The 19,163-nt window shown below is 63.4% G+C and carries 17 protein-coding genes; 9 read left to right on the forward strand and 8 right to left on the reverse strand.

Translation table 11 applies throughout. The annotated features are described in order from the left end of the window. Window positions 1-24 precede the first annotated feature (24 nt). The 6 genes from BM136_RS07365 to BM136_RS07390 all read right to left on the reverse strand — a co-directional run bounded on the left by BM136_RS07365 (window position 25) and on the right by BM136_RS07390 (window position 7,246). Window positions 25-678, reverse strand: a complete 654-nt coding sequence (locus BM136_RS07365; protein WP_092971221.1) for a GntR family transcriptional regulator — start codon at window positions 676-678, stop codon at window positions 25-27. A 229-nt stretch (window positions 679-907) separates the two neighbouring features. After that, on the reverse strand, window positions 908-2,116 hold the full coding sequence (locus tag BM136_RS07370; RefSeq protein ID WP_092971222.1) for a porin: 1,209 nt from the start codon (window positions 2,114-2,116) through the stop codon (window positions 908-910). Window positions 2,117-2,174: 58 nt separating this feature from the next. Next, window positions 2,175-3,527: a TRAP transporter large permease gene (locus BM136_RS07375; RefSeq protein WP_045203352.1), complete on the reverse strand. Its 1,353-nt coding sequence runs from the start codon at window positions 3,525-3,527 to the stop codon at window positions 2,175-2,177. Between the two features lie 6 nt (window positions 3,528-3,533). Next, the gene (locus tag BM136_RS07380; protein WP_092971223.1) at window positions 3,534-4,022 is read right to left on the reverse strand and encodes a TRAP transporter small permease; all 489 of its coding nucleotides are present in this window, start codon (window positions 4,020-4,022) and stop codon (window positions 3,534-3,536) included. Window positions 4,023-4,157: 135 nt separating this feature from the next. Then, entirely contained in the window at window positions 4,158-5,150 is a 993-nt protein-coding gene (locus BM136_RS07385; RefSeq protein WP_092971224.1) for a TRAP transporter substrate-binding protein, read from the reverse strand. 80 nt (window positions 5,151-5,230) lie between these two features. Continuing rightward, the gene (locus BM136_RS07390) at window positions 5,231-7,246 is read right to left on the reverse strand and encodes a glycoside hydrolase family 28 protein (protein ID WP_092971225.1); all 2,016 of its coding nucleotides are present in this window, start codon (window positions 7,244-7,246) and stop codon (window positions 5,231-5,233) included. Window positions 7,247-7,921: 675 nt separating this feature from the next. On the opposite strand from BM136_RS07390, the gene BM136_RS07395 reads away from it, so the two are divergent. The 8 genes from BM136_RS07395 to BM136_RS07430 all read left to right on the forward strand — a co-directional run bounded on the left by BM136_RS07395 (window position 7,922) and on the right by BM136_RS07430 (window position 17,441). Continuing rightward, window positions 7,922-10,225 carry a LamG-like jellyroll fold domain-containing protein gene (locus BM136_RS07395; protein WP_254775631.1) on the forward strand — a complete coding sequence of 768 codons (2,304 nt, stop codon included), beginning with the start codon at window positions 7,922-7,924 and terminating at the stop codon, window positions 10,223-10,225. Window positions 10,226-10,442: 217 nt separating this feature from the next. Next, window positions 10,443-11,417 carry a MerR family transcriptional regulator gene (locus BM136_RS07400; protein ID WP_254775632.1) on the forward strand — a complete coding sequence of 325 codons (975 nt, stop codon included), beginning with the start codon at window positions 10,443-10,445 and terminating at the stop codon, window positions 11,415-11,417. Window positions 11,418-11,516: 99 nt separating this feature from the next. Beyond that, a complete protein-coding gene (gene folE / locus BM136_RS07405; protein ID WP_092971227.1) occupies window positions 11,517-12,245 on the forward strand; it encodes a GTP cyclohydrolase I in 729 nt (242 codons plus the stop codon). 28 nt (window positions 12,246-12,273) lie between these two features. After that, entirely contained in the window at window positions 12,274-13,569 is a 1,296-nt protein-coding gene (locus BM136_RS07410; RefSeq protein WP_092971228.1) for an NAD(P)/FAD-dependent oxidoreductase, read from the forward strand. After that, complete coding sequence (locus tag BM136_RS07415; protein ID WP_092971229.1) at window positions 13,566-14,333, forward strand: DUF1365 domain-containing protein; 768 nt, start codon at window positions 13,566-13,568, stop codon at window positions 14,331-14,333. Before BM136_RS07410 ends, BM136_RS07415 begins: the two co-directional genes overlap by 4 nt. Then, on the forward strand, window positions 14,330-15,529 hold the full coding sequence (locus BM136_RS07420; protein ID WP_092971230.1) for an SAM-dependent methyltransferase: 1,200 nt from the start codon (window positions 14,330-14,332) through the stop codon (window positions 15,527-15,529). The genes BM136_RS07415 and BM136_RS07420 overlap by 4 nt, the downstream gene beginning before the upstream one ends. Before the next feature lie 2 nt (window positions 15,530-15,531). Then, window positions 15,532-16,308 (forward strand): DUF1295 domain-containing protein, encoded by a 777-nt coding sequence (locus BM136_RS07425; RefSeq protein WP_092971231.1) that lies wholly within the window; start codon window positions 15,532-15,534, stop codon window positions 16,306-16,308. A gap of 32 nt (window positions 16,309-16,340) precedes the next feature. Continuing rightward, complete coding sequence (locus BM136_RS07430; protein ID WP_092971232.1) at window positions 16,341-17,441, forward strand: SAM-dependent methyltransferase; 1,101 nt, start codon at window positions 16,341-16,343, stop codon at window positions 17,439-17,441. Window positions 17,442-17,456: 15 nt separating this feature from the next. Here the strand turns inward: BM136_RS07430 and BM136_RS07435 are convergent, their stop codons facing one another. Then, the gene (locus tag BM136_RS07435; protein WP_092971365.1) at window positions 17,457-17,987 is read right to left on the reverse strand and encodes a DUF2878 domain-containing protein; all 531 of its coding nucleotides are present in this window, start codon (window positions 17,985-17,987) and stop codon (window positions 17,457-17,459) included. Here BM136_RS07435 and BM136_RS07440 point away from each other — a divergent pair. Continuing rightward, window positions 17,976-18,608 (forward strand): lipocalin family protein, encoded by a 633-nt coding sequence (locus BM136_RS07440; RefSeq protein ID WP_175537099.1) that lies wholly within the window; start codon window positions 17,976-17,978, stop codon window positions 18,606-18,608. The two genes, BM136_RS07435 and BM136_RS07440, sit on opposite strands and share 12 nt — an antisense overlap. A gap of 11 nt (window positions 18,609-18,619) precedes the next feature. On the opposite strand, the gene BM136_RS07445 is transcribed toward BM136_RS07440, so the two are convergent. Further along, the gene (locus tag BM136_RS07445; RefSeq protein WP_254775633.1) at window positions 18,620-19,156 is read right to left on the reverse strand and encodes a chalcone isomerase family protein; all 537 of its coding nucleotides are present in this window, start codon (window positions 19,154-19,156) and stop codon (window positions 18,620-18,622) included. Between the last annotated feature and the right edge of the window lie 7 nt (window positions 19,157-19,163).

Genomic DNA, 19,163 nt, shown 5'->3' on the forward strand with positions numbered 1-19,163 from the left:
AAGCCGTCCCTCGCCCGAATCTGCTTAGACGGTGAAGTATTCGGGGCGCAGTCGCCGCGTAATTTCCAGCACTGGCAGCACGTGATCCAGGTGCTCACGCATGGCGCGCACGGCGCGTTTCGGATTGTTGGACGCGAGGGCGTCGATCACCGCGCGGTGCTCGGCCAGGACCTCGGTCATGCGGCCTTCCAGCGGGAGGGTCAGCAGCCGGTAGCGGTCGATCTGCGTTTTGACTTCCAGGATGATCTGCCAGACGCCGGGGTAGCCCGACAGCTCGGCCAGCGTGGCGTGAAAGGCTTCGTCGGTGCGGAAGAAGCCGCGCCGGTTGCTCTCGCGCACGCATTGCGCCTGCCGCTCCAGCACGACGTTCAGCTTCTGGATGCCTTCGGGCGTCATGCGCTCGGCTGCCTTCTCGATGATGGCGACTTCCAGCGCGCCGCGCACGAGCATGGCTTCTTCCAGCGTGTTGAGCGGAATGCGCGACACGAACGTCCCGACGCGGGCCTGGACGTCGATCAGTCCTTCCTCTGCCAACCGCTGAACGGCCTCGTGAACGGGGGTGCGGCTGGTACCGAATTCTTCTGCGAGATCCTTCTCGACGATGCGCGTTCCGGGTAGCAGTTCCATCTCGACAATCCGCTCACGCAGTTTCAGATACACGCGTCGGGCGGCGGTCATGGTGGCCTCGTCCTCAGCGGGCGAGGGGAAAGGGCGCGAAGTCATACAGCTCGCAACGAGTTCGGGGGGAAGTGGAAGGGATCGCAACGGCGCAGCCTGAGGTGTCGATGCGGTCAGAGACCAAGGGCAGCGCGGGCACCATGATAGCGGCAAACTCCGCGCACTTGAACTGAGGTGAACCCCGGGGCACAGCGCCTAAACGGCACGCCGTGTCCGGTGATCAACCCGGTCAGAACCGGTGAATCATGCCGACGGCCACGGTCAGCTGCGACCCGGTTGCCGACGGCGCACCGTTCTGGCCATCGCCGATGGACGCCGTGGCATCGATGATGCTGCCCGTGGGCGAGATCGTCTTACCCTTTGCTTTCTGATACGCCTCCAGAACGTACAGGCCCGTGCGTTTCGAGAGGCTGTAGTACTGCGACAGGTTGAACTGGTGATACGTAGCCGCGTCCGCAATGCCGTTGGCCTTGGTGGCGCGCGTGTACGAATAGCCGGCTGCCAGGTCGAGCGTCGGGGTGGCCTTGTAGTGCAGCACGGCGCCGCCGGTATTGAAGATCGCCTCGCTGGCGAACTTGGAGTTCACGCCCGGGATGTACTGCACGTTGGAGTACGACACCGATACGTCCCATGCGGGCGAGAAGGTGTACGAACCCAGCACGGCAAAGCGCTGTTGCGCCGCCGCCAGTTGATAGCCGGCGTTGATGGCCGATACGGCCGGTTCGCTGCCGCCGTTGGACAGCGACGAATTCGCGCCCCAGGCACCGCCGCCCACTGCCGAGTTGTTCACGCGCATGAAGCCCGCCCCCACGCCGACCGGGCCATTGGCATAACGTGCGGCAAAGCTCCAGGTGGAACCGTTGCCCACGCTGCCCGGCGTTTCGCCCATGCCGTACGAGCCGCTGAAGGTCACGCCGCCCAGCGTGGGCGACATGTAGACCACGGAGTTGTTGACGCGGTAGTTGGTGTCGAGCGAGTCGATATCGCCCGGGTGTGCACCGTAGAAGCCGGTCAGCCAGTTGATCGGGCTGTATGGGGCCAGGATCGAGAAGTACGCCGTGTACTGACGGCCCAGCGTGACGGTGCCCAGGTCGCGGTTGGCCAGGCCCACGAAGGCCTGGCGATTGAACATCAACCCCGAGACCGATTGCGAGCCCGTGTCGCCGTTAAAGCCTTCTTCGAGCACGAACTGCGCGCTGTTGCCGCCGCCCAGGTCTTCGTTGCCCTTGAAGCCAAAGCGGCTGCCCGACCAGATGCCGCTGTTTTGCTTGACGACCGAATGGCCGTTCGACGTGGAGCCAACCGAGGTCTGGTTACTCTGATACCCGACCGACACGTCGATGTTGCCGTACAGCGTGACGCTGCTCTGTGCATACGCCGATCCGGCGATGCCCCCCGTGAGCGCGATCGCTGCCGCGATTGCTACTTGGCTCTTCATGATGACTCCTTCCTTGATGTCGCAGCCGTGGCTGCATGTTGGTTATTCGCTTGGGGGCTCAATACACCGGGTGCCCGTTGATCACGCTCGGCAGCCAGGTCGAGAAGAACGGCATGTAAGTCACCACGTTGATGGCAGTGAAGATGGCGAGGTAATAAGGCCAGGCGATCTTGGTGGTCTCGCCGATGGAGACCTCGCCGATGGCGCAGCCGACAAACTGCACCGAGCCGATGGGCGGATGCACCAGGCCCAGCGAGCAGTTGAGCAGCAGCATGATCCCGAACTGCACCGGGCCGACGCCGCAATGCATGGCCATGGGCAGGAACAACGGCGTGGTGATCAGGATGTGCGCCGCCATGTCGACGAACGTGCCAAGGAACACCTGCAGGATGTTGATGTAGAGCAGCATCAGCCACGGTGCGGCGCTGGTCTGCGTGAGCATCTGCTCGATGGCGTCCGGAATCTCCAGGTAGGCCATCTGGAAGCGCAGCATGTTCGACACGGCAATCAGCAGCAGCACCACGCCGGTGGTCTTGGCGGCGTGGGCCAGCGCGCGGCGAAACTTGGTCCACGTCATGGAGCGATAGACGAGCACCGTCAGGCACAGCGAATAGGCGACTGCGATGGCGGCGGCTTCGGTGGCGGTGGCAATGCCCATGGCCACGCACACCAGAATCAGTGCGATCACCATCAGGCCCGGTACTGCGCCCACAAAGGCACGTGCGACGGCAAACCAGCCAGGGAAGGGCGGCAGCTCGGTTGAGCCATCGGCGCGGCGCGGGAAACCGTAGCGCTTGGCTTGCCAGTAGGCGGCGATCAGCACGAAGCCCATGACCCACAGCACCGGCAGCAGCCCCGAGAACAGCAGGTCGCCAATCGACACGCCGCTCACCTGTTGGCCGTTGAGCGAGCCCACGATGCCTTGCGCCGCAAAGGCGTAGATGATCATGTTGGTGGAAGTCGGCATGAGCGCGCCGGCCAGTGAGGCATGTGTGGTCACGTTCACGGCGTAGGCCGCGCTGTAGCCTTCGCGCTTCATCAGCGGAATCACCACACCGCCCATGGCTGACGTGTCGGCAGTGGGCGAGCCCGAGACACCGCCGAACAGCGTGCAGGCGACCACGTTGGCCATGCCCAGGCCACCGCGAAAGTGCCCCACCAGTGTTTGCGCGAAGCGCAGGATGCGGTCTGCAATGCCGCCGTGCAGCATCAGCTCGCCTGACAGGATGAAGAACGGTACGGCCAGGAACGAGAACGCGTTCATGCCCGAGATCATCGACTGCATGGCGGTGGCCGCCGGCAGGCCTTCGTGCAGATACGTCAGCACGCATGACAGGCCGAGCGCGAACGAAACCGGTACGCCCAGCAGAAGAAACGCCAGAAAACTGACGGAGAGAATGGCGAGATCCATAGTGACTTAACTTGCGTCTTGCGCGAACAGCCCGATCAGGCGTTCGAGAGCGAACAGGGCGATGGCGACACTGGCCACGATAGGAATCCAGTAGCGGACGGCTTCAGGCAGGCCGAGGATGGGAATGCGGTCACCGAACGTGGTTTCGGCCATGTCGAAGCAGCCGATGAAGATCACCACGGCAAAGGCGATCAGGCACAGCTTCTGCAGCACGTGTGCGGCGCGCTTGCCGCCCGTGGGCAGGCGTTCAACAAAGGAATCCAGGCCGATATGGCCGCCTTCGCGCACCTTCAGCGCAGCCCCGAACATGGCAATGGCCACCACCATGAGTAGCGCGATGGGTTCCACAAAATCCGGCGCGTTGTTGAAGACGTAGCGCATGATCACGCCGTAGAAGACAAGCACGGTCAGCGTGGCCAGGCATGACGCCGCCACAAGCGTGAGCACGAGCGCAAACGCATCGTTGATGCGTTTGAGTAAAGACATCGATTGCATGCTGAACCTGGAGGGGAACGCGGTATCGGAGGTGGGCAGGCGGGGCCGGTGTATCAACGGCGTACATCGGTAGCCTGCCCGGTGCACGGGCCTGCGGGAAAGGCGCCGGCCCAGCGCTTGAGCGGTGATGCAGGCTTACTTGGTGGCCACGATCGCGTTGACGATGTCCTTCATCTGCGGCGTCGTTTCGTACTTCGTCCAGAGCGGCTGCATGGCCTTGACGAAGGCGGCGCGATCAACCTGTGAGGCCGGCACGATGGTGGCGTTGCCTTTGGTCACGGTTGCCGTGGCGGCTTGCTCACGCGCGGTCCAGAGCTTGACGTAGTACGGCACGGAGTCGGCAGCAGCCTTGCGGATGGCGGCTTGCTCCTGCGGCGTGAGCGTGTCCCAGATCTTCTTGGAGAACACCAGCACTTCCGGCGTCATCGCATGCTGCGTTTCGGAGTAGATCTGCGCGACTTCAAAGTGCTTGGTTTCTTCATACGACGGGATGTTGTTTTCCGCCGCATCCACCAGGCCCGTCTTCAGGCCGGTGTAGACCTCGCTGAAAGGCATCGGCGTGGGCGTGCCGCCCATGGCCTTGATCTCGTCGACCATCAGGTCCGACGGCTGCACGCGGATCTTCACGCCCTTCATGTCGGCCGGCGTGTGGATGGCCTTCTTGGCGTAGATCGACCGCGCGCCGCTCTCGTAGAACGTCAGGGCGACGAAGCCCTTGGCGGCAAACGAATCGAGAATCTTCTGGCCGACCGGACCGTACATCACCTTGCGGAAGTGGTCGATGTCGCGGAACAGGAAGGGCAGCGAGGGGATGACCGATTCCGGAACGATCTCGTTGAAGGCTGCGCCATTGGCACGCACCATGTCGATGGCACCGATGCGCACCTGGTCGATGGTGTCCTTCTCCGAGCCGAGTGCGCTGTTGCCGAACACCTTGACGGAGTCTTTCCCGTCGGTCGCCTTTTTGATTTCTTCCCCCATGAACTTGACGGCCATGTTGGTGGGGTAGGTGTCGCCGTGGACATCGGCAACACGGAAAGTGCGCGCTTGCGCGGCGCCGCTTGCGAAGGCGGCCAGCAATGCGGCGAACAGCAGGGACGATCGAGCGATGGCGGTAGGGCGGTTCATGATGGATGTGTGGGCAGCAGGGTCGGAATAAAAAGGGCGCCGGCCAGCCGAACCAGCCGAGCGCGAAGGAGGCGGGTTGCTCAGCGGGCGTCGGTTACGGTGGTGTTGAAAGTCTGTCCTCCGATCACCACGTTCTGCAGCGTGATGTCGTGCACGTTGTAGGCGTAGATCGGCCCCGGCGTGGTGGCGTTTGCCGGGCCTGCCGCCGTGGGCGTTCCGAAGTTGCAGTTCGAGATCGTCACGCCAGTGATGGGCGGAACGGTGGGCACAGGCAGCGCGCCGTTGTAGTCGAACGCCACGGGGCCCTGCGCAACGATGGCCTGGAAGCACGAGCCCGTCAGGCTGCCAATGGTGACGTTGCCGGCGGTTACGTTGGAGATGTTCACGTTCTGCACGAGGGCCGGCCGCGTGCGGATGGCATCGGCTGCAGGCTGGTAGTCGCAGTCGAACGTGATGAGGCCGCCTTGCGAAGCGGACGGGTTTGCCGCGACCGCCGTCACCACGCCCAGCGGCACCGTGCTGTTGATTGGGCTGCCCGCCAGCATCTTGCTGCCGTAGCCCGCACCCGTGAGGTTCACCCCGTTGGGCAGGCTGACGTTGGTGACATAGAAATTCTTCACGAACCCGCCACGGTTCATGTTCGTCTTGATGCGGATGGCGATGTTCAGCGAGTTCGTTGCCCAGAATTGATTGAGCATCGCCAGGTTGCGCGCATAGATGTTCTGCACGCCACCACCCATCTCGCTGCCCAGCGTGATGCCGCCGTGGCCGCTGTTCATCGTGCAGTTCTGGATGACGTGGTCTTGCGCCGGGCCGTAGCCGGTGTCGAGGTTCTTGCCCGATTTGATGGCGATGCAGTCGTCGCCCGTGTTGAACGTGACGTTTTCGCACAGCACATTGCTGCAGGCATCGGGATCGAAGCCGTCGTTGTTGGGGCCGATGCTGTCGACGGTTACGCCACGGATGACCACGTTCGTGCAGTGCACCGGATGGTGCTGCCAGAACGGCGTGTTGACCGTACGGTAGTTCTCCATCAGCACGTTGGTGCAGCCGATGAACTCCACCATGCTGGGGCGCAGGTAGTGACCGAGCCCGAAAATGCGCTTCTCCACCGGCACGCCGGCTTCGGACAGCGCTGGCAGGTAATTCTGGTCTTGCTGCCAGGGTGTCGCCGGATTGGTGAGCAGCGTGTACAGCGCGCTCGGAATGCCCGGTACCACGGTCTGCAGGTCGACGTTGTTCGGGTTGCTGTAAGCCTGCGACGGCGTGCTCGAGCTGGCGCAGCCATAGGCGCCGTTGCTGCCCTTGAAGGTCCACCAGCACGTGCTGGTGTTGCCCGTGCCGGCAAACGGTGTCATGGCCTGCCCGTTGAGGACCGAAGTCGCCCCTTCGCCCGTCAGCGCGATGTTGCTGGCGTTGCGTGCGTAGATGGGCGAGCCGAAATTCAGGCAATCGTCGGCCTGCCAGCGGCTGTAGTAGAGCTTGCCGTTGGTGCCGCAATCGATGGGGCCATCCTTGGCGTAGTCCGCCGGATTGGCGCTGAAGTAGATCGTGCAGTTGGCGCTCAGGTGAAAGTTGACGTTGCTCTGGAGCACGATCGGCCCGGCGCAATACCACGTGCCCGACGGCACCACCACGCGCCCGCCACCTGCCGCGTTGCATGCCGCAATGGCTGCCAGGAAAGCGGGGCGCGAGTCGAATGCGCCAGGCGCCTGCGTTGCTCCGGCGCCTGAGCTGATCGGCGATTTGGTCGGATCGGTGTAGGGGCTGATTTGTGCGACAACGCTGCACGGCTGTGCGCCATACGCCTCGACCTGAAAATCGACAGCCGGGAATGCACTCTGCGCCACGCCCTTCAACGACGAAATGATGCTGGTGGCCAGGCCGTTCGTGCCCCAGATCGGGTCTGCCTGCACGGGTGCCGTGGGCGTGGTGGCGACCGGTGCTGGGGCGTCGTCGGAACCGCCGCCACAGGCGCTCACCAGCGCTCCGCCGACGACGGCACCCCCATAACTCAGAAAGGCACGTCGCGACGGATTGCGCGGGGCGTGGGCATCAGATGCCTGCCGCCGCCGGTTACGGAAGGGCGCTGTCATTGGGTCTCCTCGTCTGTTTTTTGTCTGACGTGTCGACCCGGCAGGAGGCTGCCGAATCCGGGCACGTCTTTTGATATATCAGAATTTATTGATTGATATATTAGAGATCAAGGGCGGGTTTTCCCGATCCCCTCCAGCGGGGGTACGCAGGCCGGCGGCAGCTATGTACCCGGCTCGGCGCGGTGTCGCATTGGGCTCGATGGCCCCCTGCAGGCATGCCTGGGGCGACCACGGATCGTCCATCTGTCACCCGCTGCGGGTGCAGCTGTGAGCCGGCGCCGCGCATGGCAGCGCGGTATTGGGCCTTCCCACACAGTATCAAACAGGTGCTCTGTTTCTGGATATCGAACTGCGATTCGATCCAACCGCGATTGAATATGCATGGCTTAAAGAAATGCCCCTGTCACACAGCATTCCTACCATGCGGATGCCAATCGATGTGACCGATTCATTTCATGAATCGCTGGCAATAAAAACAGCATCGAACGCATTCGCTATTTGAGTGTTTTTGAGAATGTTCCGTCTCGGGATGCTCAGTGAGGTTGATCTGTGTCGATGAGAATTGCGGCTTTTCAAGCATCACTTTCATTTCCCTTCGAGCGTTGGACCAACCCTGCGAGTTGCGACGGCAATCGCTTTGCCTTCTGGGTAGCCTAAAACGTAACGGAGAGAACCATGTCAATGAAAAGTCGGGTGGGTCAACAGCAGTTGACGCTGGATGATTTGGCCGCTGTTCCTGAGTTGAAGCGCAGGCAATTGCTGCGCATGATGCTGGCTTCGACGGCGGTCGGCCTGTCGGGTGTGCTGAGCGGGTGCGGTGGCGGGGATTCGTCGGATACCTCAGCGGGTTCCACGCCGCCGGGCGCGGGCGCGTCGCCAGGGGCAGGGGATCCGGGCGCCGGTACGATTACGCCAAAGCTGGTGTCGTCATTTACGCTGGCAGCCTTGCCGGATACGCAATTTTATCCGCGCTATGCATCCGCAAAAATGGGCGAGTTGTATCAAAAGAATTACCCGACCATCAATCCGCAATTCGATAATCCATTCAAGGCGCAGACGCAATGGATTGCCCAAAATGCAAAGGCGCTGAAACTGGCATTTACCACACACCTTGGCGATATTGTCGACCAGTCCTGGTATTACACCTCTGAAGGTTCGGCGCCGTGGAGCACGAGTACCGATCTGCTCAGCAACAGCCAACTCAGCAACGGCACGGTGACTAAAGAGTGGGAATTGGCCAGCCAGGCAATGCAGGTGCTGGAAAAGGCCAACTGCAACTATTCGATTTGCGCGGGCAACCACGATGTCGGCGCTATCGGCTCGTCGATGCAATGGGGGCCGGACTGGGGCGTTGGCGTCTCCGGCTTCGATAACACCGACGGATACCAGGACGGCGGCAGCCACCGGCAAGGCTTGGTGGAGCCTTTCCTGAAGGTGTTCCCGACCGCGCGCGCCCAACAGCAGTCCACCTTCGGCGGGCGCCACGGGTCCGGCTTTCACGAGTACCACGTGTTCAAAGCGGAAGGGAATCAGTTCCTGGTGCTGTCGATGTCGTGGCGCGCTTCGGACTATGCGATTGCGTGGGCGAATTCGGTCATTGCAAAGAACCCAGGCATTCCGGTCATCCTGATTTGCCACCAGCTTGCGGGCATTGGCCCTGACGCTGTTACGGCGGCCGATACGGCGTATTCGAATTACCTGTGGGACAAGCTGATCAAGAACAACGACCAGATTTTCATGGCCGTGTCGGGTCACTATCACGGCTCATGCAAGATGACGAAGAAGAACGCCGCTGGCAACGACGTCATCTTCATGGTCGTCGATTATCAGATGGCGTATATGGGCGGCAATGGCCTGATGCGCTTGTACGAATTCGATCTGACGAACAACAAGATCATCGCCAGTTCATTCTCGCCATGGGTGCCGGTCAAGCCCGAAGCGAGCCTGAATCAGTTCGATACGGCATGGCTGACGGCGGATAACCAGAACTTCTCGATCGACATCGATTTTGCCAAGCGCTTTGCTGGTTTCAATCCCACCTTCAAGGCGGCGGCAGGCTCCGTGTCGAGCAGCCTGACCGACGTCGCCAAGGGTCTGATCCTCGCGAACTATCACAACCCGCCGCAGGATGCGGGCAAGCCGGCGTCCGGGCCGAACGACTACCCGGTGGTGCCAAACACGCTGGCGCACTGGCGCTTCTACAACACGGCCGCTGCCGAAGGCGAGGCGCTGTCTCCGTATCAGCCGGGCTTCCAGATTAAGGACGCATCCGTGCCGGGCGATGCCACGGCGGGCGCGAACCCCATCTCGCTCAACACGTGGATGGGCGGCCAGCCAGGCGATCTGGTCTGGTCGAAAGATCATCATCCGCTGTCTTCCGCGCCGGGCAGCCTGCAGTTCAAGAACGCCAGCCAGACGAGGTCTTCGTATTTCACAACCGACTCCACTTCGCCGCTGAACGTACAAACGTTTGCCAACGGCTACACCATCGAGGCGTTCGTCAAAATCGATTCGGCCTGGACCGCGCAGAACAATGCCTGGATGGGCATTCTTTACCGGCTTGGCGCACGCAGCGCAGCCACGGGCGTGTCGTGGCCAGGCGATGTCGACCAGGGCGACACGATGGCGATGTTTGCGTTTTCCAACCTGATGGAGTTCCAGTGGGAGGTCATCCCGACCGACAACACCGAGAACCTGGCGTGCTGGTCGGGCGGTGTCTCGGCGGGGCAGTGGCTGCACGTTGCCATCGTCAATGACGGGAAGGGCAGCACGACGATGTATGTGGAAGGCGCTCCCATCCTGCGCAACAACAGCGGGATGGACGGCATCCGCTACGTGGCGAGCACGCAGCAGATGGCGATCGGCTGTGCGCAGTACGGCGGCAGCATGGGCAATGGGTTCTTCGGCAGCCTTGGAGAGATGCGGATTGTCGGCGCCCCGCTGCAACCGAACCAGTGGCTGACGGCACGCGCTTCGTAATAGCAGCCGTGAGGACGGCTCCCGCCGCAACGGTTCGGCGGGAGCGCAGTTTTGGTGTGCCGATGTGGTGGCCTAGCAACTTGGCGGCGTTTCTGGGAATAGCGACTCAATTCCGACTCATGGAGGTGCGGAGAGCGCGTTTTGCGCTTCATTTCATTGACGATGTTGGCGGCACAGCGTTTCATGTCAGCAAAGCAGCTCTTGTATGGAGACGCACGTGCCACACGAAGACAACGCAGCCCCGATGTACCGAAGCGGAACGGCCGCCCGCATGGCGAAGATGCCTGTATCCACGCTCCGTGTTTGGGAGCAGCGCTATGGCGTGATTTCGCCCACCAAGTCGGAGTCCGGCCAGCGGTTGTATTCGAGCGAGGACGTCAAGCGCCTCGCGTTGCTGCGCTCGCTTGTCAACCAGGGGCATGCGATTGGCGCCATTGCGCATGCCGACAGCACAGAACTCCAGCAGTTGCTGGAAACCTCTCAGGCTTCCGAAACGCCGGCGCCAGTGCCATCCACCGAGGCAATTTCGCTTGCGGTCTGTGGTGCGTTGCTGGCGGAGCGCGTCCGGCGCAGAAAGACCACGCTTGCATCGCTGGGGATCGAGCCTGTCATCGCGCTGCCTGCACTCGACGGTGAGACCCCCCTTGAGCAGCTTCCGCACGCAGACGCACTGATCGTGGAGGCCGCATCCCTGCATCCGGAGACGGCGGAAGCCCTATTGGCGGCAACGCGCCGTTCCGGTGCCAGCGCCGTGGGCGTGATTTACAGCTTTGGCACGGTTCGCGCCACCGACATGCTGCGCGCGGCCGGCGTGCGGCTGTATCGGGAGCCCAACGCGCAAGGTGAACTCGACCAGGTCCTGCAAGAACTCGCCCAGCTCGTGCGCGTCGACGCGGTCTACGGAAAGCTCGAACCGTTGCGGCGCAATGCGCGTCGGTTTTCGGATCGCCAGCTGGAAATCTTCGCCAACGCATCGCAGACGATTGCCTGCGAGTGCCCACGGCATCTTGTCGGGCTGATCCGCCAGCTCGACGCGTTCGAGCGTTTCAGCGACGGCTGCGCGGTGCGGTCGGCGCTCGATGAACAACTGCACCGCCATCTTGGGGACGTCGCCAACCGCGCGCGGTTGATGCTCGAAGACGCGATGGAATTCGCCATTCGGGCCGAGACGCTGAATCCACCTGCGAGTTAGCTGCGTATAGGTAGCGAACGCGCCCATCCATCTCGCTGTCAGCTCGCCTAAGGCGGCATGGGCGGTGGGAGCACCGCCGACTTTTCGGAGGCAACTTCAATGAAACTGACTTTGGATCCGCCCGGGTTTGCCGGGGCGGCTGGCAGCGTGCCGCTTTCTGTCCGGATTCGGGAGCGGTTGATGAGCGCCGGCCACCGCTTTCACGCCAATGACAACATCGCCGCCTACCTGCGCGACGGCGAACTCGATCTGCTCCAGGCCGAGGTGGAGGAGCGCCTGCAGGCCGTGCTGCGCGCGCTGGTCATCGATGTCGAGCAAGACCACAACAGCCGGGAAACTGCGCGCCGCGTGGCCAAGATGTTCGTGCGCGAGGTGTTTGCCGGGCGCTATGTCCAAGCGCCCGAAGTGACGGCGTTTCCGAATGCGGAGCGGCTCAACGAACTCATGGTGGTGGGGCCGCTGCGTGTGCGCAGCGCCTGCTCGCACCACCTGTGTCCCGTCATGGGCCGTGTGTGGGTGGGTGTCATGCCGCGCCAGGACTCCCAATTGATTGGGCTATCCAAGTACGCCCGGCTGATCGACTGGGTCATGAGCCGTCCGCAGATCCAGGAAGAAGCCATCAAGCAGATCGCCGATCTGCTGGAAGACCGCATGGCGCCCGACGGGCTGGCCGTCGTGCTGGAAGCGGAGCACTACTGCATGCACTGGCGCGGCACGAAAGACGACGGGTCGCGCATGGTGAGCAGCGTGATGCGCGGCGCGTTCCTGACCGATCCGAGCTTGCGGCGCGAATTTCTTGCGCTGCTGCCCGGCCGCCACGGCGGATGAGTGTCCAGTCACCCAAAGAGACATCGCCTTGAACATTCTTCAGTTTCCTGCAAAGCGCATCGCCGTGGTCGGCTCGGGCATCTCGGGGCTGGCGGCCGCGCATTTCCTTGCGAAGCGGCACGACGTGACGCTGTTCGAGGCTGCGCCACGGCTTGGCGGACATACCAATACGGTCGACATCGAGGAGGGCGGTCAGGTCTTCGGCGTCGACACCGGCTTTCTCGTATTCAACGCGCGCACGTATCCGAACCTGATCGCGCTGTTCGACGAGCTTGACGTCGCACATTGCGAGAGCGACATGTCGTTCAGCGTATCGGTGGACGGCGGCGCGCTGGAATGGGCCGGCACCAGCCTGAGCACCGTCTTTGCGCAGCCGCGCAACCTGGTGTCGGCACGGTTCCTGTCGATGTTGGGCGACATCCTGCGCTTCAACCGGCAAGCGCACGCCAACCTGGCGGTAGCGCGCGATGAGCGCCACAGCCTGGGCGCGCTGCTCGCCGCCGGCCGCTATGGCGAGCCGTTCTGTGCGCACTATCTGTTGCCAATGGCGGCGGCAATCTGGTCCACGCCCAGCCGGGACATTCTGGCGTTCCCCGCGGAAACCTTCCTGCGGTTTTGTCTGAACCACGGCTTGCTGCAGGTCTTCAACCGGCCGCGTTGGCGCACCGTCAAAGGCGGGGCACGCAGCTATGTCCACGCGATTGCGCGCGGGCTGGCAGACGTACGCGTCGGCACGCCCGTGCGAGGCATCCGCCGCGCAGCAGACCATGTCGACGTGCGGACCGATTCAGGCAGCGAGCGCTTTGACGCCGTGGTGCTCGCCACGCACGCGCCCCAGACGCTGCGTCTGCTCGACGATGCCACGGACGACGAGCGCGCCGTGCTGGGCGCATTCCGCTATCAGCCAAACACGGCCTTCCTGCACCGCGATACGCGTCTGCTGCCGCGTCGGCGGCGCGTGTGGTCGGCGTGGAATTATCTCGATGCCTCGCGGGCGGGCACAACGGGCGCGGCGCCGTGCGTCAGCTATCTGCTGAACCAGTTGCAACCGTTGCCGGTGTCGACGCCGGTGGTCGTGACCTTGAATCCGTCCGATCCGCCCGCGCCCGAGCTGGAGTATCAGCGCTTCGAATATGAGCATCCGGTATTCGATCAACCCGCCATCGACGCGCAGGCTCGTTTGCCGGCGCTGCAAGGCCGCGGCCACACCTGGTTTGCGGGCGCCTGGACGGGATACGGGTTCCACGAAGACGGGTTGAAATCCGCCCTGCGCGTGGTGGCGGATTTTGGTTGCGCTCCCGCCTGGGCACAGGTGGCGCCATGAATGGCGACGCGCAGCTTCTCGTCGGCCAGGTCGTGCACCGCCGCCTGCGGCCGGTGGCTCATCGCTTTGTCTACCCGGTGTTTGCCGTGCGCGTGAAGCTCTCGGCGCTGGGGCGCCTGACGGGCGCGTGGTTTGGCGTGGACTGCTTGCGGCCGCTGTCGTTGCGCATGCGTGACTATGGCCCGCGAGACGGCACGGACCTGCTCACCTGGATACATGGCGTGCTGGGCAGCGCGGGTTTGCCTGCCGATGGCGAGGTCTGGTTGCAGACTTTTCCGCGCATTGCCGGCTGGATGTTCAACCCCGTCTCGTTCTGGTATTGCCACGATGCGGGCGGCACGCTGCGCGCGGTATTGGCCGAGGTGAACAACACCTTCGGGCAGCACCATAGCTACCTGCTGTGCGCGCAGGACGGCGGGGCCATCGGCGCACAGACCGTGCTGACGTGCCGCAAGCAGTTGCATGTCTCGCCCTTCTGCAGGGTCGAGGGCGGTTATCGGTTCCGCTTTACCGAGACGGCGGCAACGGCGCTGGTGCGCATCGACTATCACGACCAAGACGGCCTGTTGCTGCATACCGCCATCGGCGGACGACTGCAGCCGTTTGATGCCGCTCACTTGCGCCGCGCGCTGCTGCGGCAGCCGTTGCTTGCGATGCAGGTCATCGGCCGCATCCATTGGCAAGCCCTGCGCTTGTGGCTCAAGGGCGTGCCGTTCTTTGGCCGTCATGCCCACAACAGAACTTCTCCGGAGAATTCCCGATGACAGCCTTGCGCTCCCTGGCCTGGGTGCCGCCTCATGTTCCCGCGGCCGGCCGGCTGTTCGTGGCGCTGGCCGGGCGGCTGCGACACGGCCGCCTTCACCTTGTCACGCCCGATGGCGATATGCAGATCGGCGATGCCGCGTCGCCGCTGGTGGCCGATCTGCGCATCGCCGACTGGCGCGCCTGCGGGCGCATCCTGCGCAGCGGCGATGTGGGTTTTGCCGAGGCGTATCGCGACGGATGGATCGACACGGGCAACCTGCCAAATCTGCTGCGACTGGCCATTGTCAATGCTGCCACGCTGGACCAGGCGATCTTCGGACATGCGCTGGCGCGTTCCGTCCTTCGTTTGCGCCACCTGCTGCGCCGGAACAGCCGCCGCGGCAGCCGCCGAAACATCCACTTGCATTACGACCTCGGTAACGATTTCTATCGGCTGTGGCTGGACGAAGGCATGGCGTATTCGTCTGCCTGGTTCAACGGCAACCTGCGGCAAGGCCTGGCAGACGCGCAGGCCGCCAAGTACCGGCGCGTGTGCGATCTGCTCAGGGTGGGGCCCGGCATGGATGTGCTGGAGATCGGTTGCGGGTGGGGCGGCCTGATGGAGATGGCTTGCGCTCGCGGTGCGCATGTGCACGGCATCACGCTCTCGGAAGAACAGCGCCGCTACGCGGCCGACCGCTTGGCTGGCGAAGCCCGGGCCCGCGTTGAACTGCGCGACTACCGGGATCTGGACGGGGCATACGACGCCATCGCTTCCATCGAGATGTTCGAGGCGGTGGGCGAGGCTTACTGGTCGACCTACTTTCAGATGCTAGTGCGATGCCTGCGCCATGGGGGGCGCGCCCTGGTGCAGAGCATCACCATCGACGAGGCGCATTTCGAGCGCTACCGCGCCGGCACCGATTTCATCCAGCAGTTCATCTTCCCGGGCGGCATGCTGCCCAGCCGCGAGCGCTTTATCAAACTCGCTGAGCAGCACGGCTTGCGTGTGCTCGAGCGCCTTGACTTCGGGCGCGACTACGCAGAGACACTGCGCCGCTGGAGCCAGCGTTTCGAAGCCCGGCTCGATGCTGTGCGCGCACTCGGATTCGACGAGCCGTTCATCCGCATCTGGCGCCTGTACTTCGCCTATTGCGAGGCCGGCTTTGACGAGGGCCGGATCGGTGTGTCGCAGTTTCTGCTGGAGCGGGGGTGACCATGCCCGCGGTTGGCGTCGCACTCATTGTGCTGGTGTTTCTGGTGGCGGTGTTCAGCGCCGTATGGGCGTGGCAGTTGCGCAGTGGGAACGCCGGCATGGTCGACCCGGTCTGGGCGTTATCGCTGGGCATGGTGGCATTGCTTTACGCGTGGTTGGGTGCGGGGTCGTTGCTCGCGCGTGTGTTGGTCGGCGTAGGAGGCGCAGTGTGGGGCGCGCGCCTTGGCGGGCACTTGTGGCGGCGCAATGCCGGCAAGCCCGAAGACGCGCGCTATCGCAAGTTGCGCGAGGAGTGGGGCGCCTCTGCAGCGCGAAACATGTTTGGCTTCTTCCAGTTGCAGGCGGCCGTATCGATGTTTCTGTCGATCGCGTTTGCCGTGCCGAGCTATCGGGCGGATTCACCGAGTGCCCTTGCCATGGCGGCCGCTGTGGCCCTGTGGCTGATGGCGGTGACGGGCGAGGCTCTGGCCGACAGGCAACTGCGCAGCTTTGCGGCAGACTCGGTCAACCGGGGCAAGACCTGTCGGGTGGGGCTGTGGCGTTATTCGCGGCACCCGAACTATTTCTTTGAATGCGTGCACTGGCTGGCCTACGTGCCGCTGGCGATAGGCTCGCCGTGGGCATGGCTCACGCTGCTGCCGCCGGTGGCCATGGCGTGGCTGCTCGTGAAGGTCTCGGGCGTTCCCATGCTCGAAGCCCATATGCATGCCACGCGCGACGACTATGCCGAATACACCCGCACAACGAGCGTGCTGATCCCCTGGCCGCCGCGCCACTGATGTACAGACATACAGATCCAAGGAGCCCCGACATGACTGCGCTGTCCACGCCGACCCTACCGCCGCAGGCCGCGGCCGATGCCAGTGATGGCTGGCTCATCCAATGCTGCGAGCGCGGATGGCTACCGGATGCGCTGGTGCGTGCCGGCATGCGTGCCCTCATGCGCCAGCGGCTGCAAGACGAAGGCCTTGATGACGGCGAGCTGCGTTCACGGCGCTTCAATGCGTTGCTCGATGAGTTGCACGCCAGTCCCATTGCGATTGAGACCGACGCGGCCAATACGCAGCACTATGAATTGCCGCCCGCATTCTTCGAGGCCCATCTCGGGCCGCAGTTGAAGTATTCCTGCGCGCTATACCCAAGCGGCAATGAAACGCTGGCCGAGGCAGAAGAAGCCATGTTTGCCTGCTATGCCGAACGCGCCGGCCTGGCCGACGGCCAGTGCATTCTGGACCTGGGCTGCGGCTGGGGATCGCTGTCGCTATGGATGGCCAAGCGCTATCCAAACGCACGCATTGTGGCGTTGTCGAATTCGCGCGGTCAGCGTAGCTGGATCGAGGCCCGGGCGGCCGAGCGCGGGCTGACGAACCTCAGCGTGCACACGGGAAACATCGTCGATTTCGAATTTGCAGAGATGCCCGAGGGCGGCCGCTTTGACCGCGTGGTATCGATCGAAATGTTCGAACACATGAAAAACTACGGCCTGTTGCTGAGCAAGATCGCGCGCTGGATGCGCCCGGATGCGGTGCTGTTCGTGCACATCTTTGCGCATCGCACGCTGGCGTATCACTTTCAGGTGCAGGACGGCACCGACTGGATGTCGAAGTACTTCTTCACCGGCGGCACCATGCCATCAGAGGCGTTGCTGCTGGAGTTCCAAGACGACCTGCGTGTGGCGCGTCACTGGTGGGTCGGCGGCATGCACTACGCGCGCACGGCGGACCATTGGCTGGCCAACCTTGACGCTGCCCGTGGAAGGTTGATGCCGGTGTTCGTGCAGACGTATGGCGAGCGCCAGGGCGCCGTGTGGTTTCAGCGGTGGCGCATGTTCTATCTGGCGGTGTCGAGCTTGTTCGGCTATGCCGGCGGCAACGAGTGGGGCGTGGCGCATTACCGGTTCGTCAAGCGCTAGGAAGGGCGGCAGCAGTCAGCGCGGGATGCCTGTTCCGTCGCTGCGCTCGCCCATCCATACCAATAGCGGCATCCATATCGCCCAACCGACGGCCAGCACGCCCAGCGTGGCGGCCATACCGGGAATGTGCGCCGCCCCAAGCGCTGCCCCCGCGCGAAACGACAGCGGGCCGGCAATGGCCCCCAGCACCATCGCCAGCCACCACCTGCCGCGCAGCCAACGAAAGAGGACATTCACTTGGATCGCGAACAGTACCCACAGCGCCAGCAGCCAGGGCGGTACGAACCCGGCCAACGCGGCCCCGTGCGGATAGACGATGAGCCCGGTGCGTATCAGCAGGGTTTCCCACGGCGCGGCGAGCACCACGACCCACACCACCAGCCGCCATTCCTGGTACGGCTGGCGGGCCTGCCGCAGGTGAAGCGCGAGCAATACGGCGACAAAAACGATGCCGACCCACGCGGCATCGCGCGCGGCACTGAGCACGCAGACAAACCAGCCGGCTTGTCCGGCTACCGTATAGAGGAGAGCACGATGAGAACGCATCGAAAAGGCCACCGTTGGCTCACCCTGTCAGGTTGGGCACGTCGTTTGGCGGTGGTCACGCTTGCCATCGCCAGCGCTGCCTGCTCCAGCCCACCCCCGAATCCCAACCCGCGGGCTGCCGTGCCGCTGAAGACCGTACCGGTTGATCTGCCGCGCTACATGGGGCGCTGGTATGTCATCGCCAACATTCCGTACTTTGGTGAGCGCGGCAATGTCGGCAGCTATGCCGAATGGTCCCTGCGGCCCGATGGCCGTATTGACGATGCCTACGTTTACCGGCCAGGCAGTTTCGAAGCGCCGTTCAAACGCATGCAGTTCGTCGATTCGGTGGTGGACGGCAGCGGTGGCGGCGAGTGGCGCGTGCGGTTGTTCTGGCCCATCTACGTCTCGCAGCTGACGCTGTATGTCGACCCGGAATACCGGGTGACCCTGCTCGGCTATCCAGACAAGAGCCTCGGCTGGGTATTCTCGCGCGACCCCAACATGAGTGATGCCGACTATCGCGCAGCATTGAGCCGTTTCGACGAGATGGGTTATGACATTTCGCGTTTCCGGCGTGTGCCGCAAGTGCCGAGCCAGATCGGGCAACCGGGCTTCCAGTCGCCGGGAGATGCCAACTAGCCGTACGCGCATCAACGTGACTTGCCCAGGAGATGACGACGCAGAGACGGGGCGCGCGTGCCGGGTGCCAGCCAGATATCGAAGAAGGCACGCGCAAAGGCGGGATCGTCCACCTCGGTCGTCAGTTGCCCATTGGCATAGAAGCGTGCACCGCGTCCGGGCAGATACACGCCGCACAAGGTGTCGCCCGGCTTGACGTCAGGGAAAGCGGGGGTCATTGCGCGCTGCCATTGCGCGAGGGTGCCGTCGGATGGAACGGGCGCCTGGAGCCTGCGAATTTCATCGATGGCGGTCTCGATGAGGCGGCTGCGTTCGATCGCACGCCGATACGTCACCTCCAAGGCAAAGGGCGCGTCATAGCTGGGTGGGAGTTCTGCGCTCCATAGCTGCGCATCGTAGAGGCAGAACCCGAAAAGGCACAGCGCACCCTTGCCGGAGAGTTGCGGGGCGGGCACCGTGTCGCGGCAGTCCGCCCACGCTCCAACGCTCATAAGCGTGCAAAGCGTGAGGATCAGGGCTCGGACGGCGTGAATGCGTTGAGCAGGCATATCGCGA

The sequence above is a fragment of the Ralstonia sp. NFACC01 genome (assembly GCF_900115545.1).
Lineage (GTDB): Bacteria > Pseudomonadota > Gammaproteobacteria > Burkholderiales > Burkholderiaceae > Ralstonia > Ralstonia mojiangensis.